The sequence below is a fragment of the Photobacterium marinum genome, assembly GCF_000331515.1.
Lineage (GTDB): Bacteria > Pseudomonadota > Gammaproteobacteria > Enterobacterales > Vibrionaceae > Photobacterium > Photobacterium marinum.
Map to the genome: position 1 here is coordinate 26,343 of NZ_AMZO01000042.1, position 26,781 is coordinate 53,123.

Here is a 26,781-nt window from a genome sequence, read left to right on the forward strand (position 1 = left end):
CCGAGAGTAAATAATAGACGTAAAGCATCTGCATGAATACAGTAATCAACTAAGATTGCAGCAAAACGATAACAAAAGGGCGAACAGATGTGGTTTCAAAAAACGATTCAGCTAAAACCTCGCAGCCGGGGTTTTCATCTGATAACCGATGAAATTGAACAACAAATCCCGGAGCTTCAGCAGTACCAAGTTGGCCTACTTCACTGTTTTATTCAGCACACCTCAGCCAGCCTGACAATTAATGAAAATGCCGATCCGACCGTACGCAGCGACATGGAAGCCCATTTCAACAAATCAGTACCGGAGCGGGCTTCGTATTACCGTCACACTTATGAAGGTGATGATGACATGCCGGCACATATCAAAACCTCAACCCTGGGCAACAGCCTGATGATTCCGATCACACAAGGTCGCCTGGCATTGGGGACTTGGCAGGGGATCTACCTCGGGGAACACAGAGATTTCGGTGGCAGCCGCCGGGTGGTCCTAACGATTCAGGGCGAATAAGCACGCAAACCATACAGCAGATACAAAAAAGCCGCAGCAAACGCTGCGGCTTTCAAAACCTTGGTAGCTATCCAAATCAGATCCACTTATTCAGAGCTACTTGGTCTGGGCTATCCGGCTAATTAACAATAAGCCATGGCAACGCGGGATGTCAGCTTGGTCACCAGCTCATAGGCGATGGTACCGATGTGTTCAGCTACCACTTCTGCCGGCAGGCCTTCGCCCCACAAAATCGCTTCATCGCCGACTTTATCGGTCGCATCCGGTCCCAAATCCACCGTCAGCATGTCCATCGACACTCGGCCAGCCATAGGAACAACACGACCATTAACTAACACTGGTGTGCCGTTTGGTGCTGTACGCGGGTAACCGTCACCGTAACCGATAGCAATCACGCCCACTTTGGTATCGCGCTCACTGGTCCAGATACCACCATAGCCGACTTTCTCGCCTTTCTTAACATCCCTGACGGCAATCAGGCTGGAGGTCAGTGTCATCACCGGCTTCATGCCATAAGAGGCAGCCGAACGCTCTGGCTCTACAAAAGGAGAAACACCGTACATGATGATACCCGGACGGATCCATTCCAGATGGCTGTCAGGCCAGGCCAGAATCCCTCCAGATGCCGCCAGCGAGCGTTCACCGCTACATCCTTCAGTCAGGGACAGGAAGGTATTGATTTGCTGACAGGTCACATCACTTTCAAGCTCATCAGCGCAGCCAAAATGGCTCATGTAACGCAGCGGTTTAGCGACATTTTTACAGGCATGAAGACGCTCGACGAACTCCTGAAACTGTTCAGGGCGAACGCCTAGACGATGCATGCCGGTATCGATTTTCAGCCACACCACCACAGGCCCGTCCAGCTTCGCCTGCTCCAGTGCTTCAAGCTGCTCTATAGAGTGAACCACAGTGTGGATATTGTTGGTCACCAGTACAGGCAAATCCGACGGCGCGTAAAAACCTTCCAATAAAAGCACTGGCTTAACGACACCTTTCGCCCGCAGAGCCAACGCCTCTTCGATGCGGGCAACACCAAAACCATCAACATCAGGCAGGCTTGTAGCCACATGCGCCAGGCCGTGCCCGTAACCGTTAGCCTTCACTACCGCCAGAATTTTGCTGTGTGGTGCCTGTAACCGGATTTGGCTGAGATTGTGAGTCAGCGCTTCCGTGTTGATATAAGCTGTCGCTGCTTTCATTGAAAATCCTATACTCATTTGTTCAAACTGGCGCAATCATCCGTTGCCCCAGTGATAAAGAAAACTGCCGTTTACTCCTCGTCGAAGGCCGGGCCGGCGTAGTTGTCGAAGCGTGAGAACTGCCCCTGGAAGGTCAAACGCACCGAACCGATCGGACCGTTACGCTGCTTACCAATGATGATTTCCGCAATCCCCTTCAAAGCACTGTCTTCGTGGTAAACCTCGTCACGGTAGATGAACATGATCAAGTCGGCATCCTGCTCAATCGCACCGGATTCACGAAGGTCAGAGTTAACCGGGCGTTTATCAGCACGTTGTTCCAGCGATCGGTTAAGCTGCGACAGAGCAACCACAGGCACATTCAGCTCTTTCGCCAGCGCCTTAAGGGAGCGGGAAATTTCGGCAATTTCCAGAGTACGGTTGTCCTGCAGGCCTGGAACACGCATCAGCTGAAGGTAGTCGACCATGATCAAACTTAAGCCACCGTGGTCACGGGCAACCCGGCGAGCACGAGAGCGAACTTCAGTCGGTGTCAAACCTGAACTGTCATCAATGTACATGTTTTTCTTCTCCATCAGGATCCCCATGGTAGAAGAAATACGTGCCCAATCTTCGTCATCCAGCTGACCAGTACGAATCTTGGTCTGGTCAACCCGAGACAAGGACGCCAGCATACGCATCATGATCTGTTCTGAAGGCATCTCCAGCGAAAAGATCAGCACCGGCTTATCCTGCTCCATGGCTGCATTTTCACACAGGTTCATGGCAAAGGTTGTTTTACCCATCGACGGACGCGCTGCCACAATGATCAGATCCGAACCCTGCAGACCTGCGGTTTTCTTGTTCAAGTCGGTAAAACCGGTCGAAACACCAGTCACACCATCCTGAGGGCTCTGATACAACAGCTCGATACGTTCCAGCGTTTTTTCAAGGATATTATCGACATTCTGCGGCCCCTCATTTTCAGAGGTGCGCTGTTCCGCAATGGCGAAAACCTTACTCTCTGCCATATCGAGCAGATCTTCACTGGTGCGGCCCTGCGGGTCATAACCGGCATCAGCAATCTCATTCGCCACACCAATCATGTCGCGGATCAGTGCACGCTCACGGACAATCTCAGCATAGGCCGAAATATTGGCTGCTGACGGGGTGTTTTTGGCCAACTCCGCCAGGTAGGCAAAGCCGCCGACATCTTCCAGCTGATCCGACTGTTCAAGGTGCTCCGACAGAGTGATCAGATCCAATGGCTGACCGTTTTCAAGTAAAACCGAAGCCCCCTCGAAAATCATCCGGTGAGGACGACTATAAAAATCTTTTGCGACGACTTTTTCTGCCACCGTATCCCATTTTTCGTTGTCCAGCATCAGGCCGCCTAGGACGGACTGTTCTGCCTCCAGCGAGTGAGGCGGCATCTTGGCGGCATCCATCTGGGAATCTTTGAATTTATACGGTTTACTTTTCTCTGCCATAGGAATTGCGTGGTTACCGGAAAAAAACTGAGCGGTGCATTATACCTTATTCAAACAGACTCTGAGCACCAATCTCATTAATACATCAAATAATAGTGAGGAAAGAGTCAACATCCCAGTGTCAGGTGAACTCATCAGCATTATGTCGCGAAATCGTGCCAACTGCGCACATGAATACAATTCCTGACCAAACAATGACATTAATAAGGTAAAATCTATGGTTTGCTTCCATATTTACTACTTGCCCGCTATCCAAAGGAGGACTCTTGGCAAGATACCTGATGGTCTTATTGCTACTTGCCAATACTGCCGCCTATGCAGACGACGAGGATGCCCCGACCAAGCCACCCTCACCCTGGACCAGCGAACTGGAGCTTGGTTACCAGTCATTGGGGGGGAACTCCGACTCTGAATCCCTGAATACCCGCGTAGGGCTGACCTATGTAAAGAAGCAGCTGCGTCAAACCGTCGAAGCCAAATACCTGCTGGCAGAAAAAGATGGTGAGGAAGATAAACGTAAAGGCCAGCTTGAGCTGCAGAGTGACCTTAAGGTCAACGAGAAAACCTATGTGCTGGGCAACGCCAATTATATTGATGACAAATACGGACCGTACTTTGCGGACTTCACTCTAGCAACAGGTCTGGGTTACCAGTTGCTGCGATTAGAGACCTTCCAGATGGAAGTCGAACTCGGTCCGGGTTACCGTCACCAGGAACCCAATATCGACGAAATTGATGATGACGACATCATCGTACCGGAAACGGTGGATGAGTTGATCCTCCGTGCTAACACCAAGTTCACCTGGAAACCGTCAAAAAACGTCGAACTCAGCGGCCGTATTACCGGTATTGCCGGCAACAGTAATAGCACCCTGGAAACTCAGATAAACCTGACCAGTGCCGTGACGGAAAATATCGCCATCAAAATCAGTAACACCCAAAAATTAAACAGTTGGGTACCGGAAGGGCTGAAAAAGCGCGATTCCACCATGACCATTAACCTACTTTTCAAAATCTGATCAAGACCGGTCAGATTTCCCCAAACCCCAAACGCAAAAAAGCCAGCCCGAAGGCTGGCTTTTCCACATCTTAACGCTAAAAGCTATTACTCAGCAGCAACAACGTTTAGGTTAAGAGTTGCGAATACGTCAGAGTGCAGCTGGATGCTGATCTCGAATTCGCCAGTCGTGCGCAGAGCGCCTTCTGGTAGACGAACTTCGCTCTTCGCTACTTCAACGCCAGCTGCAGTGATTGCATCAGCGATGTCACGAGTACCGATAGAACCGAATAGTTTACCTTCGTCACCAGCTTTAGAAGCGATAACTACAGCTTCTAGAGCGTTGATTTTCTCAGCGCGTGCTTCAGCAGCAGACAGTTGCTCAGCAACTTTAGCTTCTAGCTCAGCACGACGAGCTTCGAACATCTCAACGTTAGCTTTAGTAGCCATTACTGCCTTACCCTGTGGGATAAGGAAGTTACGTGCATAACCCGCTTTAACGTTAACCTGATCGCCTAGGCCACCCAGGTTACCGATTTTATCAAGTAGAATAACTTGCATTATCTTGTCCTCTTAAACTTAATTAAACCGCTACCGATTACTGATGCTTGTCAGTGTATGGTAGAAGTGCTAGGTAACGAGAACGCTTGATAGCGCGAGCTAGCTGACGCTGGTATTTAGCGCGAGTACCAGTGATACGGCTTGGTACGATTTTACCAGCTTCAGTGATGTAGTTTTTCAGAGTTGCTACGTCTTTGTAGTCAATCTCTTGTACGCCTTCTGCAGTGAAACGGCAGAACTTACGACGACGGAAGAAACGTGCCATGGGCTTATCTCCTGAACTAAATTTTTTCAATGTGGTCAGCATGTAACACTAATTTACCGATACCATTTCGACCGGTTTGGTATGAGACAAAGCCTCCTACCTTAATGTGACTGCCGACAGCTAAATCTTGAGTGAGAACTTGTTGACCTTGCCCGCTAACCACCACGTTGATGTAGCAATACACCTGGCGTGGTAAATCAGCTTCTTGCTGGTAAGAACGATGCTCAAGCACAAAGTGACAATGAGGAATTCCTGCCAGCGACCGGCTTCGTTTGGGTTCTTTGGCGATAACGCCAGACAACTCCAGACGATTGGTCATCCAATATTACTCAGCTGCTTCTTCGCCTTTAGATTGTGCAGGTTCTGCACGCTCTTCACGACGTGGGGCACGCTCTTCTTTAGCCTTCATCATTGGAGATGGCTCAGTGATAGCGCCTTTGGTGCGCATGATCATGTTACGGATCACAGCGTCGTTGAAGCGGAAGTTAGACTCCAGCTCGTCGATTACAGACTGCTCAGCTTCAACGTTCATCAGAACGTAGTGTGCTTTGTGCAGTTTGTTGATTGGGTAAGCCAGTTGACGACGGCCCCAATCTTCTAGACGGTGAATCTGACCACCAGAATCTTTGATTGCACCAGTGTAGCGCTCGATCATGCCAGCAACTTGCTCGCTCTGATCTGGGTGCACCATGAATACGATTTCGTAATGACGCATTGGTTGCTCCTTACGGATTAATCAGCTTCTCTAGTTGGCTCGGTCATCCATGAGAAGCAAGGAACTAAAAAAAGAACCGAGAATTTGGAGGCAGAATAGTACAGAGAATGGGCAATCTAAGCAAGCGAATTTTAAAAAAGAAACAAGGTACGAGACGCCGAAAATGGCAAGCCCTGTGAACATTGCAGCAATTTTACTTACTTAACATTCACAGGGCTGCTTTTCTCGAAACTCGTTACTGACTAACTCGCTTCTTACTTCAGAGAGGCAAAGGCCACAAAGCCACTCACTTCCCTGACTGTTACTGACGCTGACGCACCGCCTCAAACAGGCAGATACCTGTCGCTACCGATACGTTCAAGCTGGATACTGAACCCGCCATCGGAATTTTGATCAAATCATCACAGGTTTCGCGGGTCAGACGGCGCATACCTTCACCTTCTGCTCCCATCACAATCGCCAGCGGGCCGGTCAGCTTGCTGTGGTAGATATCGTGTGTCGCTTCACCCGCAGTGCCGACAACCCACACACCTTGCTCCTGCAGCGCTCGCAGCGTACGAGCCAGGTTAGTGACGCGTACCAATGGCACCACTTCTGCGGCCCCACAAGCTACTTTGCTGGCTGTCGCATTCAGCTGGGCTGAACGATCTTTCGGTACAATCACCGCCACCGCACCCGCAGCGTCGGCATTTCGCAGGCAGGCACCCAGGTTGTGCGGATCTGTTACACCATCCAATACCAGCAGTAACGGATTTTCTTTATCTGCCAGTAAATCTTCCAAATCATTTTCGTTGTACTGCTTACCCGGACGCACTCGGGCGACAATCCCCTGGTGCGAAGCGCCCCTGACTTTGTCATCCAGCGCCTTACGGCCAGCCTGCTGGATAGTGATACCCAACATCTGCAGCTCATTCAGCACTGGCAGCAGACGCTCGTCCTGACGACCTTTCAGGACAAACACTTCAATAAAGCGTGCAGGATCCGACGCCAAAACGGCTTTAACGGCATGAATGCCGAAAATCATGTCATTACTCATTGGTTATTTCTTCTTTGCTGCCCGTTCTTTCTTACCAGCACGTTGCTTCTTCTTACGTGCCTTGGTGGATTTCTTTTTCGGCTTTTGGGTATCTTCTTGTTTGCTACCTTTTTTGCCTTTCGGTGGCTTGTCCCCTTCAATCTGAGGCACTGCACCATCTTTAAGCATCTGGCGTACCGAGCGACGCTCTTTTTTCGCCTTATTCCGGTGCTCCTGCTGAGCTTCGCCTTCTTCAACCCGATAGACTTTCAGGCTCTGACGCTTCAGCCCATCCGCTTTACGCATACGCTGCTTTTTCTCGCGATTCTTAGCTGTTTTACCAGCACCACGCGGCTTGCGGCCACTGCCGACAATATCAAAGTCAATTTGACGATCATTAAGATTAATCGCCGCCACCTTGACCTTCACCGGATCACCTAAGCGATATACCTGACCGGAACTGTCACCGATCAAACGCTGACCGATAGCATCATACTGGTAGTAATCATTTGCCAGGTTCGAAATGTGCACCAGACCATCAATGTTCAGTTCGTTCAGGCGAACAAAAAAACCAAAGCCAGTTACATTGGCAATCACCCCGTCGAACTCATCACCGACGTGATCCTGCATGTACTCACACTTCAGCCAGTCCGCAACATCACGGGTTGCATCGTCAGCACGACGTTCTGTCATCGAGCATTGTTCACCCAGGGAATCCATATCATCGAAGGAGTAATGGTAACCACCCGACGGAGTCCAGCGATCTTTGTTGGTACCTTCCTGTTTCGCTATCAGGTACTTAAGCGCACGGTGCAGGGTCAAATCCGGGTAACGGCGGATTGGTGATGTAAAGTGAGCATACTGCTTCAGGGCCAAACCGAAGTGGCCGATATTGTCAGCCTGGTAAACCGCCTGCTTCATTGAGCGCAGCAGCATGGTCTGGATCAGTTCTTTATCCGGACGATTCTGGATCAGCGTTGCAAGTGCCGCATAGTCTCGCGGAGATGGCTCAAGGCCACCGGACAGCTGCAGGCTCAATTCACCCAGGAAGTCACGGAAACCGGTCAGACGCTCTTCACCTGGGGCATCGTGAACTCGGTATAGAGCCGGTTCTTTGGCTTTTTCGACAAAGCGAGCCGAGGCAATATTGGCCAGGATCATACATTCTTCGATGATCTTGTGCGCATCGTTACGCTCAGCAGGGACGATACGGTCAATTTTGCGGTCAGCGTTAAAAATGAACTGGGTTTCCACTGTTTCAAATTCAATTGCACCACGAAGCTCACGCTCAGCTTTCAGCACCTTATACATACCGTACAGCTCTTCAAGGTGTGGAACCAGCGGCTTATAACGCTCGCGCAGTTCTTCGTCACCTTCAAGCATCTTGCTGACCTTGGTGTAAGTCAGGCGAGCATGTGAATTCATCACCGCTTCGTAGTGCTTATATCCAGACAACTTGCCGCTTTCCGAGATAGTCATCTCACAAACCATACACAGGCGATCTACCTGTGGGTTAAGCGAACACAGGCCATTGGACAGCACTTCCGGCAGCATAGGGATAACCTGTGACGGGAAGTACACAGAGTTACCACGCTTAACGGCTTCATTATCCAGTGCAGAGTCAGGGCGAACGTAATGACTCACGTCAGCGATGGCAACCCACAGGCGCCAGCCGCCGGAGCGCTTGCGTTCACAGTAAACGGCATCATCGAAGTCGCGGGCATCTTCACCATCAATCGTAACCAGCGGCAAATCACGCAGATCGACACGACCTTTTTTGGCCTCTTCCGGTACTTCTTCACCCAGCCCCTGGATCTGCTTTTCGACCTCAGTCGGCCATTCATTTGGAATATCATGGGTACGCAAAGCAATTTCAATTTCCATCCCGGGAGCCATGTTCTCACCCAGAACTTCAACCACTTTACCGATGGCATTGTGCTGACGGGTTGCCCGCTGATGGATCTCAACCACAACCACGTTACCCATACGGGCCCCCATACGCTCATCATTCGGGATCACAATGTCCTGAGCAATGCGGGAATCGTCCGGCACCACGTAGCCAAGGCCATCTTCAATAAAGAAGCGCCCCACAATCTGGCCGGTGTATTGCTGTAGCACACGGACAACTCGGCCTTCGCGACGGCCTCGCTTATCCGTTCCCGCAACTTGGGCTAGGATATAGTCACCGTGGATCACCCCACGCATCTGGTGCGCCGGCAACAGTAAATCTTCCTCTTTGGCATTCGCCCCTTCCGGGCGCAAGAAACCAAAACCATCGCGGTGACCAATAACATGGCCCTTGATCAAATCAAGACGCTCCGGCAGAGCATAACACTGGCGACGGGTGTAAATAAGCTGGCCATCTCGCTCCATCGCACGCAGGCGACGGCGCAGGCCTTCATATTGGTCATCTCCTTCAAGCTTCAGCTCAGCAAATAACTGATCCCGGCTGACAGGAGTACTGAAACCGCGAATTACTTCAAGAAGCATCTCGCGGCTTGGAATTGGGTTTTCATATTTTGATGCTTCGCGATCGCGAAAAGGGTCGACCGGTAAATCGGTAGTACCTTTGGACATAATCAGATCCATATTGGCGAAGATATAACCATAGTATATCCGGGCCATAGGTGAACAGACGGGAGCAAAGTTCAATTTCTTTACTCCACAGAACAACTTAAGAAGTTATTGGTTGGCTCAGTTATGAGGCAGCAGGTTGATCCAGCAAAACCCGAAGCGGTGAGTTATCATCAATCACACTTGCCAGAGTATGTTTGTCCAGTTCAGCTAAAAATGCTGTTCTTGCTGCGTCAAAAATCCCTTTCAACCGGCAAGCCGGGGTGATATGGCAAAACTCCGGACTGCAGTTCACAATCTGCAGCGGCTCGATCGCGCGTACCACATCGCCAATGACAATTTTGTCAGCAGGCATACCTAGACGGATACCGCCATTTTTACCACGCACGGTTTCAACGTAACCCAACTGGCCTAATTTATTGATAATTTTGACCATATGGTTACGTGACACGTTATAAATCTCGGTCACTTTCGAAATACTGGCCAACTCCCCTTCAGGTAACGTTGCCAGGTAAATCAGGGCCCGCAAGCCGTAATCGGTAAAACTTGTCAGTTGCACAATAACTCCTCCTGCCGCCATTTTAATCGCGTTATTGACTAAAAGATACAGATCATATACAAGTTATAAGATGCATTATAAATACAACTATTAATGAGAAAGTAATGATTAGTCAAAATACCATCAATACAATTAAAGCCACTGCTCCGCTGCTGGCACAAACCGGCCCGGCCCTTACCGCCCATTTTTACCAACGTATGTTCAGCCATAATCCTGAGCTGAAAGATATTTTCAACATGAGTAACCAGCGTAACGGCGACCAGCGCGAAGCCTTGTTCAACGCTATTTGTGCTTATGCCAACAACATCGACAATCTTGCCGTGTTATTACCGGCAGTAGAAAAAATCGCGCATAAACATACCAGCTTTATGATCACCGCGGAGCAATATGCCATTGTCGGTCACCACTTGCTGGCTACCATTGATGAATTATTCTCGCCGGAACAGGAGGTTCTGGATGCGTGGGGAGAAGCATACGGCGTGCTGGCCGATATATTCATCCAACGTGAAGAGAGTATCTATCAGGAAAATGAAAAACGGGAAGGCGGATGGCGCGGTACCCGCGAGTTTGAAATTATAGAAAAAACGCAGGAAAGCAATGAGATCACCAGCTTCATTTTCAAGCCGGTTGATAACAAGCCAGTTGCGACATTCAAGCCCGGCCAATATCTCGGGATCTACCTTAAACCGGAAGGATTTGAGTACCAGGAGATCCGCCAGTACAGCCTGTCCGGCGCTCCGTGCCATGACAGCTACCGGATCTCAGTCAAGCGCGAAGAAAACGGCAAAGTTTCCAATTATCTGCACAATAAGCTACAGGTCGGTGACAAAGTCAGGCTAGCCCCGCCTGCCGGCGACTTCTTCCTAGATATAGAACCGACAACACCAGTCGCATTAATCTCCGGTGGTGTCGGCTTAACACCAACCCTGTCGATGCTGGAAAGCCTGACGGCTCACCAAGCTGAAGTCCACTGGTTGCATGCAGCAGAAAACGGTCACCATCACGCCTTCAAAGACCACATCACAAACTTGGCGAAACATCATCAGCACATCAGTGCCACTACCTGGTATCACCAGCCTCAGGACTCCGATCGTCCAGGTGAAGATTACCAACATGCAGGACTGATGGATCTCAAACAACTCACAACCCAGCTGACAATTCCGGACATGCACTACTATTTCTGCGGTCCGATTGGTTTCATGCAATACATTGCCAAGCAGCTCATCGATATGGGAGTGCCCGAATCACATCTACACTATGAGTGCTTCGGCCCGCATAAGGTTCTTTAATACTAAGAAGCAAAATGTGAAAACGAAATATATGCAGTAGAAACGCAAAGAGAGGCCAACTGGCCTCTCTTTTATTGTTCATCTTGTGGTAGCACTAACGCTCATGCCTACCAAAATACGTCCCGTCGCTTTGCCCTGGCAATCACATTGGCCGGCATGCGATTTTCCAGGCCACGACGCAGTTTGGTGATCTTACTGTGCACCGAGCTACTAGCTGTCACCGTGTTGTATAGCCAACGATAGGCATCTTCAAAATCCAACGGACTACCGTAGTTACTGAGCAACAGCTCAGCTAACTGAATGCGAGCATCAACATTGCCCATGGCTGCAGCTTCACGCAGATACGGAATTGCCCGCTCACGATCCTGCTGGACCAGAGTGCCGGTCGCATAATAACGCCCCAGTTGTTCAAGAGCGGCTGGCGAGCCCTGATGAGCTGCCGACTGCATGTAATAAACACCCAGTTCAACATCACGATCAACACAAACGCCCCAGGCCAGCATATCGCCATACAAAAACTGATAAGACGGGGACTCTACCCGCTGTGCCCGTGCTTCAATATCCTGGACCAGCTGACATTCATCAGCCTTTACCCGCTGAAGATGACTATTGGATTCAAACAAACGGATCAGTTCACCATCGGTATAAACAGGTACTGCATCGCCTACATCCTCTAATGCATAAGCGGGTGCCGCTGCCAGCAATGTTAAAAGAAGCAGTTTACGCAGTTTCATGAACTAATCTCAGTTGAACCGTAGTTAACTTATCGGCAAGGGCAAAACAGACTTTAACCTCTTTTACCAAAAAAACGGCAATCTATTGCCGCTTGAATATTTGGCACAGCCAAGCTATTGATACAAATGTTTTTTCAATATTTGGGATCAGTATCTTTACTTGCCTCCCGGCAAAGAGGCATAAAAAAACCAACCCCGGAGGGTTGGTTTTTATCGAACGTCATCAAAGGCGATGATTATTCACCGTATGGGTGAACCTTGATGATAGTTTCGTTACGGTCTGGGCCTGTTGAGATGATGTCAACTGGCACACCAGTTAGCTCTTCGATGCGAGCGATGTAATCTAGTGCCGCTTGCGGAAGCGCATCTAGAGACTTAGCACCGAATGTGTTTTCAGACCAGCCAGGTACGGTTTCGTAGATTGGCTCGATGTTTTCGTAAGCGTCTGCCGCCATTGGAGACACTTCTAGGATTTCGCCATCTTTAGTCTTGTAACCAGTACAGATCTTGATCTCTTCCAGGCCATCTAGTACGTCTAGCTTGGTTAGACAGAAGCCTGAGATAGAGTTGATCTGAATAGCACGACGCATAGCTACTGCATCGAACCAACCAGTACGACGTAGACGACCAGTAGTAGCGCCAAACTCGTTACCTACTTCACCTAGGTGCTTACCAACTGGGTCTTGCTTATCTTGACCATCGTATAGCTCAGTTGGGAATGGGCCTGCACCAACACGTGTGCAGTATGCTTTCGCGATACCCAAGATGTAACCCAGGTGACGAGGACCAAAACCAGAACCTGCAGCAACACCACCAGCAGTAGTGTTAGAAGAAGTTACATACGGGTAAGTACCGTGGTCGATGTCTAGAAGAGTACCTTGCGCACCTTCGAACATGATCTTGTCGCCACGCTGACGCGCGTCATCAAGTTCTTTAGTTACGTCGATAACCATAGAAGTCAGAACATCAGCTTGCGCCATGATGTTTTCCAGAACTTCTTCGTAGCTTACAGGCTCTGCATTGTAGTAGTGCTCAAGCTGGAAGTTGTGGAAAGCCATAACTTCTTTAAGCTTCTCAGCAAATGCTTCTTTGTCGAACAGGTCGCCAACACGCAGGCCACGACGAGCAACTTTATCTTCGTAAGCTGGGCCGATACCACGGCCAGTTGTACCGATCGCTTTCTTACCGCGAGCAACTTCACGAGCCTGGTCTAGAGCGATGTGGTATGGAAGGATTAGCGGACAAGCTTCTGACAGGAACAGGCGTTCACGAACTGGGATACCACGTTCTTCAAGTGGGCCCATTTCTTTCATCAGAGCATCTGGAGAAAGTACAACACCGTTACCGATGATACATTTAACGTTGTCACGCAGGATACCTGATGGGATCAGGTGAAGGACAGTTTTTTCACCGTCAATGACAAGGGTGTGACCAGCGTTGTGGCCACCTTGGTAGCGCACTACATATTTTGCATCTTCGGTCAAAAGATCAACGATCTTACCCTTACCTTCGTCACCCCACTGGGTGCCAAGAACGACTACATTATTTGCCATCTTTCTTCGTCTATCAGTAGTTAAAAAGGGATTCTAGCACCTTAAAGGCCGCGTTGCAGTCATTTTTTAACCATAGGCAGCTTTTCGACTGGTACCGCATCACGATATCGTGCAACCAGAATTTACATACTAGTGTACATCATATAAGCAATCACACTGCCCGCCACCACCAAGCAACCGCCAATGCGCCGCAAAGTGTTGTCATTCTGCTGGCTAAGCTGACTCACCATTTCCCGCCAGCCGCGTGGCGCAAGCAATGGGCCCAAGCCTTCAAAAATCAACACCAGGCCCAATGCCAGCCAAATAGCTTTACTCATTTGTTCTTTCCTTATGCCGGAATCACAGCCCGGTCTCGCGAAAATTATTATATAACGGCAAAAAAAAAGACAAGGCCGAAGCCTTGTCTTTCAATTCAGATAGCTACTGGTTAGTTAGCAACACCGTTAGCATCTTTCATGTACTTGAAGAAGTCACTGTTCGGGTCAACAACCAGAATGTCACTCTTCGACTTGAAGCTATTCTCGTATGCTTTCAATGAACGCAGGAAGTCAAAGAATTCCGGGTTCTTATTGAATGCTGCAGAGTAAATTTCAGCAGACTTCGCATCAGCCGAGCCTCGAAGAACACGAGCTTCACGATCAGCTGCAGCCAGAATCTTAGCGACTTCCAGCTCAGACTGAGCACGAATTACTTCTGCCTTCTCACGGCCTTGCGAACGGTGCTTACGAGCAACTGATTCACGTTCAGCACGCATACGACGGTAGATAGACTCACTGATCTCATCCGGCAGGTTAATTTTCTTCATTCGGAAATCAACTACTGCAACACCCAAGTCTTTAGCCGCACTAATCTGGATATCAGCAAGTACATTATCCATGATTTCGTCGCGCTGGCCTTCAACCTCTTTACGAGGAGCGACTTCTGCAACGATTTCTGTTGCCGGCGCATCGCTTTCATCAGAAGCAACTGCGTTAGCATCGACCTGCTTACCACGATCCGGACCAGACACAATCTGCTTAATTTCACGCGAACCGATTTCAGCACGCAGACTATCAACCACTTTACGTTTCAGCAGAGCCTCAGCTGTAGAAGCATCACCACCACCGGTACTCAGGTAGTACTGGCCGAAGTCTTCGATACGCCACTTCACGTAGGTATCGATGATAACGTCTTTTTTCTCAGCCGTTACGAAACGGTCAGCTTGGTCATCCATAGTCTGGATACGAGCATCAAGCATACGAACACGGTCAAATACCGGCACCTTGAAGTGCAGGCCTGGTTCGTAGATACGTGCAATTTCGGTGTTATCATCTTTCAGAATACGACCGAAACGTACCACGATACCGCGCTCACCTTCCTGAACGACAAACATCGACATCAGCAGGGTAGCAACAAAGATGACAATCACCGGGATCATTAACTTACGCATAATTAATATCTCCCCTGACGACCAGTATCCGGACGTGGTGACGTCGTTACCGGCGCTGTTTCAACTTTTTCCAGCTCAATACCGAACGAACTGCTTGATGTGCTGCTCTTCGGTTGTGCACTGCGCTCCGAAGGGGAGATCAGCTTATCCAAAGGCAGATAAAGCAGGTTGCCGCTAGAGTTAGAGTCAATCATCACTTTGCTGGTATTGCCGTAAACGCGTTCCATCGTTTCCAGGTACAGACGATTGCGTGTTACTTCTTGCGCAGCCAGGTACTGAGGTAGCAGCTTTTCAAACTGAGCCACTTCACCAAGTGCACCGTTAACAACCTTTTCAGAGTAACCCTGAGCTTCTTTCTTCAGACGCTCAGCACGACCGGTTGCCTTCGGCAAGATGTCGTTGCTGTAAGCTTCTGCTTCACGAACAAAACGTTCCTCATCCTCTCGAGCAGCAATCGCATCATCAAATGCATCTTTTACTGCTTCCGGTGGACGTGCTGACTGGAAGTTCACGTCGACAACCAAGATACCCATATCGTACTTCTGGATGATCTTGTCAATTGCTTCCTGTGTGTTAGCACGGATCGTTTGACGGCCCGTTGTCAGAGCTTCGTCCATTGTCGAGTCACCGATCACTGCACGCAGTGCAGAGTCAGTAGCCTGACGCAGGCTATCATCAGCATTCGTTACGCTATACAGGTACTTCTTAGGTTCAGAAACACGGTACTGGACGTCCATCTCAACTTTCAGTACGTTTTCATCTTTCGTCAGCATCAAGCCAGAGCTACGCAGCGAACGGATCGCCTGTACGTTTACAGCTTCCACTTTATCAACGAAAGTTGGTTTCCAGTTCAGACCCGGATCGACAATTTCATAGAACTTACCGAAACGAAGTACAACACCACGTTCCGCTTCGCCAATCGTATAGAAACCCGAAAATGCCCATACAGCTGCAGCAATTACGGCCAACGCCCCCAATCCGACAGCACTGCCGCCAGTCGAAGGTCCTCGCTTATTCCCAAAAATACCACCGAATTTACGACTCAGTTTTGAAAAAACTTCATCGAGATCCGGCGGACCTTGATCACGACCACCGCGATTATTATTCCCCCAAGGGTCTTTATCACGGCCGCCGTTGTTTCCAGGCTCATTCCACGCCATTATAGAACTCCATCAATATGATATGACGACAGTTTTTTTTATTACTCTAGCAGTCCATTAAGCAACGATAAAGTCATCTAACGAAGTACTTTCTCTTTTTTGTAACCGAGACCACTCTGTCATTGGCAGGCGAATATCAATCGTCAGGCTGCCATCAGATTCATATTCTTCGCGCAAGATACATCCAAGCTGATAAAACTTGCTGCGGTAACGACCAATCATATGCGGCGGCAATCGCAGTGTATGCTTCACCATTGTGCCGGACAGGCGTTCAGTGAGGGCTTCAAAAAGCAGGTCGATCCCTAGCCCTTCCATCGCAGAAACCCAGACTCGACGAGGAATGCCATCCTCATCTCGTTCAATTCGAGGTTCCGCATCTTCCAGGTTGTCGATCTTGTTCATCACTACCAGCATCGGCACTTCTGATGCGTCGATCTCTTCCAGCACCTCATTTACCGCATCAATATTTTCACGGAAACGATCATCGCTGGCATCGACCACATGCAGCAGCAAAGTTGCATCCTGCGTTTCTTTCAGTGTGGCTTTAAACGCCGCTACCAAATCATGTGGCAAGTGACGAATGAACCCAACGGTATCCGCCAGAATCGTTGCACCGACATCCGCAACATCGATCTTCCGCAGAGTCGGATCCAAGGTTGCAAACAGCTGATCAGCTGCATATACCCCGGCATCCGTCACCCGGTTAAACAAGGTAGACTTCCCGGCGTTGGTGTAACCCACCAGAGAGATAGTCGGAATTTCAGCCCGATTTCGAGCCCGACGTCCCTGCTCCCGCTGCTTAGACACTTTTTCCAATCGGCGCAATATGGTTTTAATTCGATCCCGCAACAGACGGCGGTCTGTTTCCAACTGAGTTTCACCCGGACCACGCAAGCCAATACCACCTTTCTGTCGTTCAAGGTGGGTCCAACCGCGGATCAATCGAGTAGAAATGTGGCGAAGTTGGGCTAGCTCAACCTGCAGCTTACCTTCGTGGGTTCGTGCGCGCTGGGCAAAGATATCAAGGATCAGACCGGTTCGGTCTAACACCCTACATTTGCAAATGCGCTCCAAGTTACGCTCTTGCGCTGGAGAGAGGGAGTGGTTGAAAATGACAATCTCGGCTTCTTCAGCCCGTACCGCGTCGGCAATTTCCTGTGCTTTACCTTCTCCCACATAATACTTAGGGTGGGGAGTTTTACGACTACCTGTTACCACACGTAGCGTATTCACTCCCGCCGAGGAGACCAGCATTTCAAACTCGCTTAAGTCTTCCCATTCCCCTTCTTGCGTGAAGTTGATATGAACAAGAATCGCCTGCTCACCGGCTTCATAACGGTCAAACAAGCAATCAACTCCTTATTGAAGAACGATTATTCTTCAGTTTTTTCCTGAGAACGCTCAGCAGGAGCCTGACGCTCACCTGCGTGATGGTGGTTAACCGGACGAGCAGGAACCACAGTCGAGATCGCGTGCTTGTATACCATCTGGTTCACAGTGTTCTTCAGTAGGATCACGAACTGATCGAAAGATTCAATCTGGCCTTGTAGCTTAATGCCGTTTACCAGGTAAATAGAGACCGGGATTCTTTCACGACGCAGCGCATTCAAAAACGGGTCTTGTAGAGATTGCCCCTTAGCCATTATTTCTTTTCCTTATTTGTTTGTAGTTGTAGTTAGCAACGAACAAAAATTAAAAATACGCAAAACAGTGAGAGTATACACGCTAATCAAACGTCACATCTAATTGAGTTTGTGACGGTTTGTAACGATGTATCCACATCACTGCTATCCAACCACGTCAAATCTTTCCAGCTGCGAAGCCAGGTAATTTGACGCTTAGCCAATTGACGGGTAGCACAGATTCCGCGAAAAACCGCTTCGTCCAAATTGCAGCTCCCGTCCAAATAATCCCACATCTGTCGATAGCCAACGCAACGGATCGAGGGCAGATCGGGGTGAAGATCACCACGGTCATACAAAGCTCGAACTTCCTGTTCAAAGCCAGCTTCGATCATGTTGTCAAAACGTTGCTCGATTCTCTGATGCAGGACAGCCCTATCCTTGGGTGTAATTGCAAACTGGTGAACCTTATATGGTAAAGATTCACCCTGTGTTTTCGTCAGCTCAGTTAAAGTTTTACCTGAAATACGGAAAACTTCCAATGCCCGAGACAAGCGCTGCGGATCATTGGGATGAATTCGTGCTCCGGATACAGGATCAATACGCACTAACTCGTCATGCAAAGCCTGCCAGCCCTTTTCCTGGGCCTCACGCTCAATCTCTGCCCGGATCGCCGGATCCGCTGCCGGCAGTGGTGACAATCCTTCAAGTAGAGCCTTGAAGTAAAGCATAGTACCACCAACCAACAAAGGAATACGTCCTGCTGCAACTATATCAGCCATTTCTTTCAGTGCATCAGCACGAAAGTCTGCAGCCGAATAACTTTGCGCTGGATCACGAATATCGATAAGACGGTGAGGAGCGAGGGAAAGTTCCTGCTCGTCCGGCTTAGCGGTACCAATATCCATTCCTTTATAGATAAGGGCTGAATCAACACTTATCAACTCTACCGGGAGTTGCTGACGCAATCTTATTGCCAGATCTGTTTTTCCCGATGCGGTCGGTCCCATTAAAAAAATGGCCTGAGGTAGTGGCTTACTCATAAATTAAATGCTTCTATTGCTGCACCGACATCAACCGGACGCAACAAGTTTTGATAATAGTCTTCAAGTGTCTCCCCCCATAACTGCTCCAGCTCAGTCACCAGCTGAATCGCCTGTGACAAACTGAATGCATCGGTTGGGAGCACTAATTGTGATGCTAACCAGTCCAGTAACTTATCCCATCCCTGAACTTCCTGGTCCTCGGCCACCGAAGCCAGGTAACCCAGCAAGGCCGGGATCAGCTGTTGCAGGTTTTGCTGCCGAAGCGGCAGGCAGACCGACATAATAATCAGCCCGTTCCGGCCCTTGGCCTTTAATTGAATACCCAACTGTTTCAGCAGTTGCGCATGTTGTTCGGCACATTCTATCATGCCTGGCTCAACAGGGATCGAATGCGGGATCAACAACGGCTGAGGTTTGAGCCCTTCGCTTGCAGCCAGGCGCAGTTGTCCCTTATTGCGCAGGCGCTGGGCATAGTCCAGTGACAAAACAAACACACCGTCATCACGGCTAAGCAGCAAAAAACGTTGCTCAAACAGACAAAGCGCTTTACCCAGACCAACACCGCAACTCGAATCGATAGCGTTCTGCTTTACCGGCGCAGCAAACGATGGTTTTGCCGGAGCCAGTTCATAACGTTCCGGCATCTGCGGAGTCTGAACCTGTGGCACAACAGAGTCAATCTCATCCATCTGCGGCGTCTGCATTAATTGCTGGTAAGCACTGACTTCTTTTTTAGACGGTGCTTCATTGCCGTAATGTTGGGAATGACGAGGTTGTGATCCGCCAGATCTGACTGCTGATGCGCCACTACCAGCATAATTCTGCCCGGCTGAGCGATTATGACCTGAGTAGTTAGCACCTGAGCTTGAGTGGTTGGCACCTGAATAACGAGATCCGGAGTTATCATCACCCAAGTTATAACTACCCGTTTTCTCACGGCTATCGCTATTACCATCCCGACGGCGTGGAAAATCGGAATTTTCCGAAGTTGGTAACCACTCACTTGGACTGGCTTTATTGGGATAATCCGGTGTCTGTGCCACAGCGGTCATCAAAGGAGACGGCTCAGCAATCTGGTTTTCCGATGCATCATAACCAGCAGGATTTGTTACCACAGAGGCTGCCGCGCTGGCGCGCTGAGCAGGTTGATAAACCTGTTCACCCATATCAAGCTGACTTTGCTGTAGGGCACTTTGCAGCCCCTGCAAAATAAAATCATGAACCAAACGAGCCTGATGGAAACGTACCTCATGTTTGGCCGGGTGAACGTTAACATCAACTTGGTGTGGGTCCACTTCGATAAACAGGACATAAGCCGCGTACTGATCCGGATTCAGGCTGGTTTCATACGCCTGACGTATAGCGTGGTTGATGAGCTTATCTTTCATCATCCGGCCATTAACGTAGCAGTACTGGATGTCATTTTGCGCCCTGGCACCTTGCGGACTGCAAATCCAGCCGGACAGCTTAAGATCGCCATGAGCCAGCTCAACGGCCAGAGCATGGTTAAGGAAATTACTGCCACAAACCGCGGCCAAACGACGCTCTTTTTGTACCTGGGTCTGGGCAGCCCGGTATTGGCGGATCACTTTGCCGTTATGACGCAGGTTGATCGTGACATCAAACCGACTCAGGGCGATTCGCTTGAGCAGCTCATCAATATGGCCAAACTCGGTTTTCTCGGTGCGCAGAAACTTACGCCGGGCCGGAGTGTTGAAAAACAGATCCAGCACTTCCAGTGTTGTACCGACCGGATGCGCAGCCGGTTTCAGCTTCACATCCATGTCGCGCCCTTCGGCATAAGCAGACCAAGCTTCTTCCTGCTCTGCCGTTTTCGACGTCAGCGTCAGGCGGGAAACAGAACTGATACTCGCCAACGCCTCACCGCGAAAACCGAGGCTCATGATTGCTTCCAGATCATCCAGTGTTGAGATCTTCGAAGTGGCATGACGACTCAGGGCCAAGCCCAGTTCATCTTTCGAAATCCCCTTACCGTTATCACGAATGCGAATCGTCCGGCTGCCGCCCTTATCGATATCAATATCGATACGGGTTGCACCAGCATCCAAGCTGTTTTCTACCAGCTCTTTCACTACCGAAGCGGGGCGCTCAACAACTTCACCGGCAGCAATTTGGTTTGCCAGACGGGCTGGCAAAATCTGAATAGGCATAATGCACTTCTAGTCGGATTAACTTCTGGGAATCGTCAGCTTTTGGCCGACCGCCAGGGTATCGGAACGCAGTTTATTGGCCTCGCGAATACTCGCAACACTGGTCCCGTAACGGGATGCAATCTTACCCAGGAATTCGCCACGCTGGACTGTATGCTGGATAGGCTTAAGGTTACGGCCGTTGATCTTAAGTTTCTGGCCCACCGCCAGCTCATCAGAATGCAGCTTGTTCAGGCTTCGGATACTGGCAACCGACACACCATAGTCTACCGCTATTTTGCCAAGATATTCACCACGTTTCACCGTGTGATTCACGGTTTTCACTACAGATTTCGCTGAGCGGGTAGACGCAACTGCCACCCCGCCCGGAATCACCAGTACCTGACCTACTTTCAAGGTATTACTGCGAAGATTATTCGCATGCTTCAGGTTCGACACCGACGTCCCGTATTTGGCGGCAATAATGCTAAGCGACTGGCCCGAAGTGACCTTATGCTTGATGCCATTTTTCCTGGACGCAAACAACGTACCTTCCGGTGGCTTGGCATTAAAGTAACTCAATACCCCTTTATATACTGCATTTGCCAGTTTGCTCTGGTGAGCACGGGAATTCAGCAGGCGCTCTTCCTTCGGGTTAGTAATAAACCCGGTTTCAACTAACAACGACGGGATATCCGGCGATTTTAATACCGCCAGGCTGGCGTGCTCCGGCTTACTCTTGTGCAGTGTAGTGATTTTGCTCAGCTCTTTCAGGACACGAGACGCTACGTCGTAGCCTTCTTTCTGGGAGTGGCTGAACTGTAAGTCCAACACCGCCATGCTGAGGTACTGGTCATCGTGATCCCCGGACAGCACATCGCCGCCACCAAGTAATTCAGACTGCTTCTCATGCTGCTCCAGCCAACGACCAATCTCACTGTTGGCCCGGCGTGTATTGAGCACCCATACCGACGCTCCGCGCGGTTGCGGCTTATGGAAACCATCGGCATGGATAGAAACTAACAGGTGTGCTTTGTACTTACGGGCAATCTCCGAGCGCTTATTGAGATTAACAAAGTAGTCACCACGACGGGTCAGTACCGCTTTCATGCCCGGTGTTGCATCGATTTTCGCTGCAACCTTCCTGGCAATGTCCATGGTGACATTCTTCTCATATTTTTTGCTCGGACCAATAGAACCGGGATCTTCCCCGCCATGGCCGGCATCAACAGCAACCACAATATCGTCCGTGCCATAAGGCAACACGGCTTTCTTGTTTTCTGTCACCGACTTCTTTGGCTTCAGTACCTGCGTCTTTACCAGCTTCTTGCTATGCGGTAAATCCAATACCAAACGGTGGCCGTAGTGGCCATCCGGAGTCGGTGCCAATTTGAAAATAGTCGGGTTCACCCCCGCCTTGGTTTCAAAAACCAGACGGTAAGTGCCCTTTTCTGGAGGACTACTGCTGCGGATCTTTTTTAGCACGGCACTGTCTTTAACCGTGAGCGGCAGCTTCGTCTTCAGCGAAGTTTTCTTAAGATCGACAACCAGTCGATCCGGCTTGGTCAAGGTAAAATAAGAAAATGCAGCTGCATCCTGTACGTCCAGCACAACCCGGGTTTCATCGGGTGCTGGCCAGACACGAATACCCTTCAGCTCGTTGGCCATCACCAATGAACTGAACAATCCTGTCCCTGCTAATAACAAAACATGAAAAAAAGTCCGCGATGACATCCTGATCAACACAACTCCAAACGCTTGATCAAATTTAGACCATATTCATTATTTGCGGTAATCGTCGCTTTGCGCTGATCGCCGCTGTAACGCATTTCAATTTCCAGATCAGGAGCTGGCAACAGCCCTTCACCTTTTTCCGGCCACTCAACCAGGCAGATTGCATCTTCAGTGAAATAATCACGGATCCCCATAAATTCCAGTTCTTCCGGATCAGCCAGTCGATACAGGTCAAAATGGTAAACATGCCACGGCGGCAGCTCGTAAGGTTCAACCAGAGTATAGGTCGGACTTTTTACATTTCCGTTATGGCCCAGAGCACGGATAAAGCCGCGACTGAACGTGGTTTTCCCCGCCCCCAGATCTCCGTGCAGAAAAATGGTTGTTTGTTGCTGACATGCTTGTGCTAATTTCAGGCCAAAGTCTACTGTTGCCTGCTCATCGGCAAGAAGAGTTTCAAATTTTTGCATTGATATCTTTATCTTGGATTTACTAATTGTCGAATATAAGGAAATAGATCGCTGGCCAACACGCCCCGTTCACCCTCTAGGGCGCATAAATCAGCTGCAGTACTGTGGATCCAAACGCCAACTCTAGCGGCTTCGGACAAGGACAGCCCCTGACCGGCTAACGCACCGATAATGCCAGAAAGCACATCCCCCATGCCACCCGTCGCCATGCCCGGGTTGCCTGCCATGCAGAGCCAGTACTGCTGTCCGTCATAGATCAGCGTACCTGCTCCTTTCAGTACAACAACGCCACCGAATTTCTGTTGCAGCGATTGTGCTGCAGCAAAGCGGTCGGCTTCAACCTCTGCTACTGTCGTTCCCAGTAACCGGGCAGCCTCCCCCGGATGCGGCGTTATTATACGATTATTTTTATAGTCTGGTGAAAGGGCTAATAAGTTCAATCCATCCGCATCCACCACCATGGTTTTCTCAGTTGACTCAAAGTGGAACAACAAAGCCTTGCTCCAGTCACTCTGACCAAGCCCGGGGCCAATAACAACCACATCAGCCCAGTCCAGCCGCCGGGTTATTTCGTGGGCCTTATCCTGCCAGCCCTGCGCCATTATCTCAGGTCTAGCCCCGACAATTGACAATACATTGTCAGGTTGAGTAATTACTGCCGTCAGGCCTGCACCACACCGAGCACAGGCTTCCGATGCCAGTCGAATAGCACCAGCCATTCCAAGATCACCACCAACACACAACACTCGACCATGATCACCTTTATGTGCTGTACGAAATCGTGGCGGCAAACAGCGGATCACTTCATCTCGGCTGATCCGCATCACGGCAGGTTTACATTTATCATCAAAAGCGGCTTCAACCCCAAGGCCTGAAAAACAGAGCTGACCGGTATAGTTTGCGGCCTGGCCTGTACATAGACCCTGCTTCATCCCGATGAAAGTAACCGTTACCTCAGCCCGGATCACCGGGCCTAATTCTGCGCCGGTATCAGCACACAAACCGGAAGGAATATCCACCGCCATCACCGGGCAGGCAAATTCATTTATCAACTGAATCAACCCGGCACAGTCGCCTCGAACCCGCCCTTTCAACCCGGTTCCGAGCAACGCATCAACCACGACTTCAGTTGATGGCGGAATAGATGACTGAGGCTGACAAATCTCACCGCCACACGCCAGCCAGGCATCACGGGCCAAAGCCGCGTCTCCGGTCAGTTTACCGGCATCACCCAGTTGCCATAAAGTCACATCCATGCCAGATTCACGAGCCAGACGCGCCACAATATAACCGTCACCACCGTTATTCCCGCCTCCGGAACACACTAACAGCGACTTCACCTCAGGAAATTGCTGCACCAATACGTCAAACACTGCCTGTCCGGCTAGCTCCATTAACTGATACATTTCCAACTGCATGGCTTTTGCAGCCAGTTGCTCTCCCTGACGAACCTGATCGGCCTTATAAAGACGAACTGGTAGCTGTGAAGTCTCCATGAAATACCTCTAATGTTAGTTATAAGCAGACGATGATGACTGCGACAGGGTAAACCAAAGGCATGATGCATAAATATTGCCCAAAACTTCTGCCGGGCACAATATCTCAACGCACCTTAACTGCCTGTCTGAGATCCCGCTTCGCGAAGATCAATAAAAGGATCCGTGAAAGCCATGATGATTGTGGTACACTTCCGCCCCCGATTATTCAGCCATACTGTGAATCAAACCTATGAGCATCGACTACAGCGAGCTAGCCCATAAGATAAAACAATGGGGTAAAGAGCTTGGTTTTCAGCAGTTGGGGATCAGCGACACTGATCTTCAACAGCATGAAGCCCAACTTCAGCGCTGGCTTGATGCAGGCTATCACGGAGACATGGACTGGATGGCTCGCCACGGTATGATGAGAGCCCGCCCGGCAGAGCTACTACCCGGCACTATCCGGGTGATCAGTGTAAGGATGAATTACTTACCGCCGGAGGCCGGCTTTGCCCAAAGCCTCAACAATCCGAATACCGCCTATATCAGCCGCTACTCGCTTGGCCGCGACTATCATAAGTTGATCCGCAACCGCCTTAAGCGTCTTGGTCAATTAATTGAACAGGAAACCGGCCAGTTCGGTTACCGCCCTTTTGTCGATTCGGCTCCAATACTGGAACGACCGCTGGCACAAAAAGCCGGATTAGGTTGGACAGGTAAAAACTCCCTGATACTCAATAAAGAAGCCGGGTCATGGTTTTTTCTTGGTGAACTACTGGTCGATTTACCTTTACCGGTTGATACACCGGCTGACAATCAATGTGGGAAATGTGTGGCCTGCATAACCAGCTGTCCGACCGGTGCCATCATTGAAGAAGGTGTCATTGATGCCAGACGCTGCATATCATACCTAACCATTGAATATGACGGCATTATCCCGGAAGAATTTCGCGAACCAATCGGTAACCGAATATACGGTTGTGATGACTGTCAGCTGGTATGCCCGTTTAACCGCTTCTCAAACATTACCGATGAAGCCGATTACCACTGCAGGGATAGCCTGAACCAACCACCACTGCATGAATTATTCCAATGGACCGAAAAAGAGTTTCTAAAAAAAACTGAAGGCTCTGCAATTCGCCGCATTGGTCATATCCAGTGGTTACGTAACCTGACTATTGCCATGGGCAATGCCCCTTATCAGGACGATATTCTGACCGCCCTACAAGCACGCCTCGGAGAAAATGAGCTACTTGATGTACACCTTCAATGGGCAATCTGTAAGCAAGAGGAAAAGCGCAAAGCAAATGTCATTGACGTTTTGCCTGCCAAAACTAAACGATTAGTGCGAATTGTGGAAAAGGGACTTCCGCGTGACGCATAACATACCCTAAAAAGAATCGACTGCCGAACGGCCTACATCATTACGCCAGCTCAGAAGTACTCCATTTTGTATTCCGCTACAAAATGAGAACGTCATCCTGCTAAGTGGAAAATGTGGAAAACATTTTCATACCAGCCAAATATTAACCTTGTTCAAAATATTAAACACAGCCCTGTGGGTAGCCAATCAAAACAGTTATCCCAAGAAGCACCATATTGATCGCGCTGTATATAAACTATGGATAAAAACAACAAAAGCCATATATATCAAGGCTTTGAGCTGTTGATATTTTTAGTGTAATTATGAGGGATTTAATCGTTTGGCTGCAAGCTGAAGAGTTATTCACACGGCATCGGCACACGTAATCAACCGACTTACCCACAGTTTATGACATGTGGATAAGTCTGTGCACTAACAATTGAATTCATCCAGATAACAGGTGAAAAACCTCAAAAGCAGTCGCTCTTGAACAAAGCATTTAACCTGAATAATGAAGAGAAGATACGATACACAGATCTTTTAAGACCGCCTTTATAGCCGATAAGGCATGGCTTGCAGTATCAACTTGATTAAAGAGCATGTGTCGTCACTTGACACCAATACGCTATGGTATTGGCTACAGAGCACCAAGTTCAGCTAAGACAAAAAAAGCCAGCTTATAAGGCAGACTCAGTGTTAGATGATTGATGTTGTCTTTGAAGCGGCTGCTTCTTACGGTTTCCAGTAGCCTAAGCTATGAAACTTGAGGTAACACACGAAGCTATCGATTGTCGAATAACTCAGGAATGCTACATTAGGACTAATACTTCACAGTAGTAGTTTCACCGTTAACAAACGATGACGGAAGAAATTGGAGCGACACACGAGG

The 26,781-nt window shown here is 49.4% G+C and carries 25 protein-coding genes; 4 read left to right on the forward strand and 21 right to left on the reverse strand.

Annotated features, from left to right (window positions below; genetic code table 11):
- Positions 1–87 precede the first annotated feature (87 nt).
- The gene (locus C942_RS22630) at positions 88–507 is read left to right on the forward strand and encodes a secondary thiamine-phosphate synthase enzyme YjbQ (protein WP_007470797.1); all 420 of its coding nucleotides are present in this window, start codon (positions 88–90) and stop codon (positions 505–507) included.
- Between the two features lie 122 nt (positions 508–629).
- Here the strand turns inward: C942_RS22630 and alr are convergent, their stop codons facing one another.
- Positions 630–1,709 (reverse strand): alanine racemase, encoded by a 1,080-nt coding sequence (gene alr / locus C942_RS22635; protein WP_007470799.1) that lies wholly within the window; start codon positions 1,707–1,709, stop codon positions 630–632.
- A gap of 71 nt (positions 1,710–1,780) precedes the next feature.
- The gene (locus tag C942_RS22640) at positions 1,781–3,178 is read right to left on the reverse strand and encodes a replicative DNA helicase (protein WP_036801556.1); all 1,398 of its coding nucleotides are present in this window, start codon (positions 3,176–3,178) and stop codon (positions 1,781–1,783) included.
- Between the two features lie 266 nt (positions 3,179–3,444).
- Between C942_RS22640 and C942_RS22645 the strand changes: the two genes are divergently transcribed.
- Positions 3,445–4,197: a DUF481 domain-containing protein gene (locus C942_RS22645; protein ID WP_007470804.1), complete on the forward strand. Its 753-nt coding sequence runs from the start codon at positions 3,445–3,447 to the stop codon at positions 4,195–4,197.
- Between the two features lie 86 nt (positions 4,198–4,283).
- Here the strand turns inward: C942_RS22645 and rplI are convergent, their stop codons facing one another.
- From rplI to nsrR, 7 genes are all read right to left on the reverse strand, one after another.
- Positions 4,284–4,736, reverse strand: coding sequence for a 50S ribosomal protein L9 (rplI, locus tag C942_RS22650; protein ID WP_007470806.1), 453 nt, complete (start codon positions 4,734–4,736; stop codon positions 4,284–4,286).
- 37 nt (positions 4,737–4,773) lie between these two features.
- Positions 4,774–5,001 (reverse strand): 30S ribosomal protein S18, encoded by a 228-nt coding sequence (gene rpsR / locus C942_RS22655; protein ID WP_002539422.1) that lies wholly within the window; start codon positions 4,999–5,001, stop codon positions 4,774–4,776.
- Between the two features lie 16 nt (positions 5,002–5,017).
- Positions 5,018–5,320 (reverse strand): primosomal replication protein N, encoded by a 303-nt coding sequence (gene priB, locus C942_RS22660; RefSeq protein ID WP_007470813.1) that lies wholly within the window; start codon positions 5,318–5,320, stop codon positions 5,018–5,020.
- A gap of 6 nt (positions 5,321–5,326) precedes the next feature.
- The gene (gene rpsF, locus C942_RS22665; RefSeq protein ID WP_007470815.1) at positions 5,327–5,716 is read right to left on the reverse strand and encodes a 30S ribosomal protein S6; all 390 of its coding nucleotides are present in this window, start codon (positions 5,714–5,716) and stop codon (positions 5,327–5,329) included.
- Positions 5,717–6,017: 301 nt separating this feature from the next.
- Entirely contained in the window at positions 6,018–6,752 is a 735-nt protein-coding gene (gene rlmB / locus C942_RS22670; protein ID WP_007470817.1) for a 23S rRNA (guanosine(2251)-2'-O)-methyltransferase RlmB, read from the reverse strand.
- Between the two features lie 3 nt (positions 6,753–6,755).
- Positions 6,756–9,308, reverse strand: coding sequence for a ribonuclease R (gene rnr / locus C942_RS22675; protein ID WP_007470818.1), 2,553 nt, complete (start codon positions 9,306–9,308; stop codon positions 6,756–6,758).
- 121 nt (positions 9,309–9,429) lie between these two features.
- Positions 9,430–9,864 (reverse strand): nitric oxide-sensing transcriptional repressor NsrR, encoded by a 435-nt coding sequence (gene nsrR, locus C942_RS22680; protein ID WP_007470820.1) that lies wholly within the window; start codon positions 9,862–9,864, stop codon positions 9,430–9,432.
- A 104-nt stretch (positions 9,865–9,968) separates the two neighbouring features.
- On the opposite strand from nsrR, the gene hmpA reads away from it, so the two are divergent.
- Positions 9,969–11,153 (forward strand): NO-inducible flavohemoprotein, encoded by a 1,185-nt coding sequence (gene hmpA / locus C942_RS22685; protein ID WP_007470822.1) that lies wholly within the window; start codon positions 9,969–9,971, stop codon positions 11,151–11,153.
- A 107-nt stretch (positions 11,154–11,260) separates the two neighbouring features.
- Here the strand turns inward: hmpA and motX are convergent, their stop codons facing one another.
- From motX to C942_RS22745, 12 genes are all read right to left on the reverse strand, one after another.
- Positions 11,261–11,887 carry a flagellar protein MotX gene (gene motX / locus C942_RS22690; RefSeq protein WP_007470823.1) on the reverse strand — a complete coding sequence of 209 codons (627 nt, stop codon included), beginning with the start codon at positions 11,885–11,887 and terminating at the stop codon, positions 11,261–11,263.
- A gap of 236 nt (positions 11,888–12,123) precedes the next feature.
- Complete coding sequence (locus tag C942_RS22695) at positions 12,124–13,440, reverse strand: adenylosuccinate synthase (protein ID WP_007470825.1); 1,317 nt, start codon at positions 13,438–13,440, stop codon at positions 12,124–12,126.
- A 122-nt stretch (positions 13,441–13,562) separates the two neighbouring features.
- Positions 13,563–13,757, reverse strand: a complete 195-nt coding sequence (locus C942_RS22700; RefSeq protein ID WP_007470829.1) for a DUF2065 domain-containing protein — start codon at positions 13,755–13,757, stop codon at positions 13,563–13,565.
- A gap of 110 nt (positions 13,758–13,867) precedes the next feature.
- Positions 13,868–14,869: a protease modulator HflC gene (gene hflC, locus C942_RS22705; RefSeq protein WP_007470831.1), complete on the reverse strand. Its 1,002-nt coding sequence runs from the start codon at positions 14,867–14,869 to the stop codon at positions 13,868–13,870.
- A gap of 2 nt (positions 14,870–14,871) precedes the next feature.
- Positions 14,872–16,029 carry an FtsH protease activity modulator HflK gene (gene hflK / locus C942_RS22710; RefSeq protein WP_007470833.1) on the reverse strand — a complete coding sequence of 386 codons (1,158 nt, stop codon included), beginning with the start codon at positions 16,027–16,029 and terminating at the stop codon, positions 14,872–14,874.
- Between the two features lie 57 nt (positions 16,030–16,086).
- Positions 16,087–17,376 (reverse strand): ribosome rescue GTPase HflX, encoded by a 1,290-nt coding sequence (gene hflX / locus C942_RS22715; protein ID WP_007470835.1) that lies wholly within the window; start codon positions 17,374–17,376, stop codon positions 16,087–16,089.
- A gap of 26 nt (positions 17,377–17,402) precedes the next feature.
- Positions 17,403–17,672: an RNA chaperone Hfq gene (gene hfq / locus C942_RS22720; RefSeq protein ID WP_007470837.1), complete on the reverse strand. Its 270-nt coding sequence runs from the start codon at positions 17,670–17,672 to the stop codon at positions 17,403–17,405.
- Positions 17,673–17,758: 86 nt separating this feature from the next.
- Positions 17,759–18,694: a tRNA (adenosine(37)-N6)-dimethylallyltransferase MiaA gene (gene miaA / locus C942_RS22725; RefSeq protein WP_007470839.1), complete on the reverse strand. Its 936-nt coding sequence runs from the start codon at positions 18,692–18,694 to the stop codon at positions 17,759–17,761.
- Positions 18,691–20,868 carry a DNA mismatch repair endonuclease MutL gene (gene mutL, locus C942_RS22730; RefSeq protein ID WP_007470841.1) on the reverse strand — a complete coding sequence of 726 codons (2,178 nt, stop codon included), beginning with the start codon at positions 20,866–20,868 and terminating at the stop codon, positions 18,691–18,693. Before mutL ends, miaA begins: the two co-directional genes overlap by 4 nt.
- Positions 20,869–20,886: 18 nt before the next feature.
- On the reverse strand, positions 20,887–22,581 hold the full coding sequence (locus C942_RS22735; RefSeq protein ID WP_083882396.1) for a LysM peptidoglycan-binding domain-containing protein: 1,695 nt from the start codon (positions 22,579–22,581) through the stop codon (positions 20,887–20,889).
- Positions 22,582–22,586: 5 nt separating this feature from the next.
- On the reverse strand, positions 22,587–23,051 hold the full coding sequence (gene tsaE / locus C942_RS22740; protein WP_007470845.1) for a tRNA (adenosine(37)-N6)-threonylcarbamoyltransferase complex ATPase subunit type 1 TsaE: 465 nt from the start codon (positions 23,049–23,051) through the stop codon (positions 22,587–22,589).
- 8 nt (positions 23,052–23,059) lie between these two features.
- Positions 23,060–24,547, reverse strand: coding sequence for a bifunctional ADP-dependent NAD(P)H-hydrate dehydratase/NAD(P)H-hydrate epimerase (locus tag C942_RS22745; protein ID WP_007470847.1), 1,488 nt, complete (start codon positions 24,545–24,547; stop codon positions 23,060–23,062).
- A gap of 232 nt (positions 24,548–24,779) precedes the next feature.
- Between C942_RS22745 and queG the strand changes: the two genes are divergently transcribed.
- Positions 24,780–25,913: a tRNA epoxyqueuosine(34) reductase QueG gene (gene queG, locus C942_RS22750; RefSeq protein WP_007470849.1), complete on the forward strand. Its 1,134-nt coding sequence runs from the start codon at positions 24,780–24,782 to the stop codon at positions 25,911–25,913.
- The last annotated feature ends 868 nt before the right edge of the window (positions 25,914–26,781 follow it).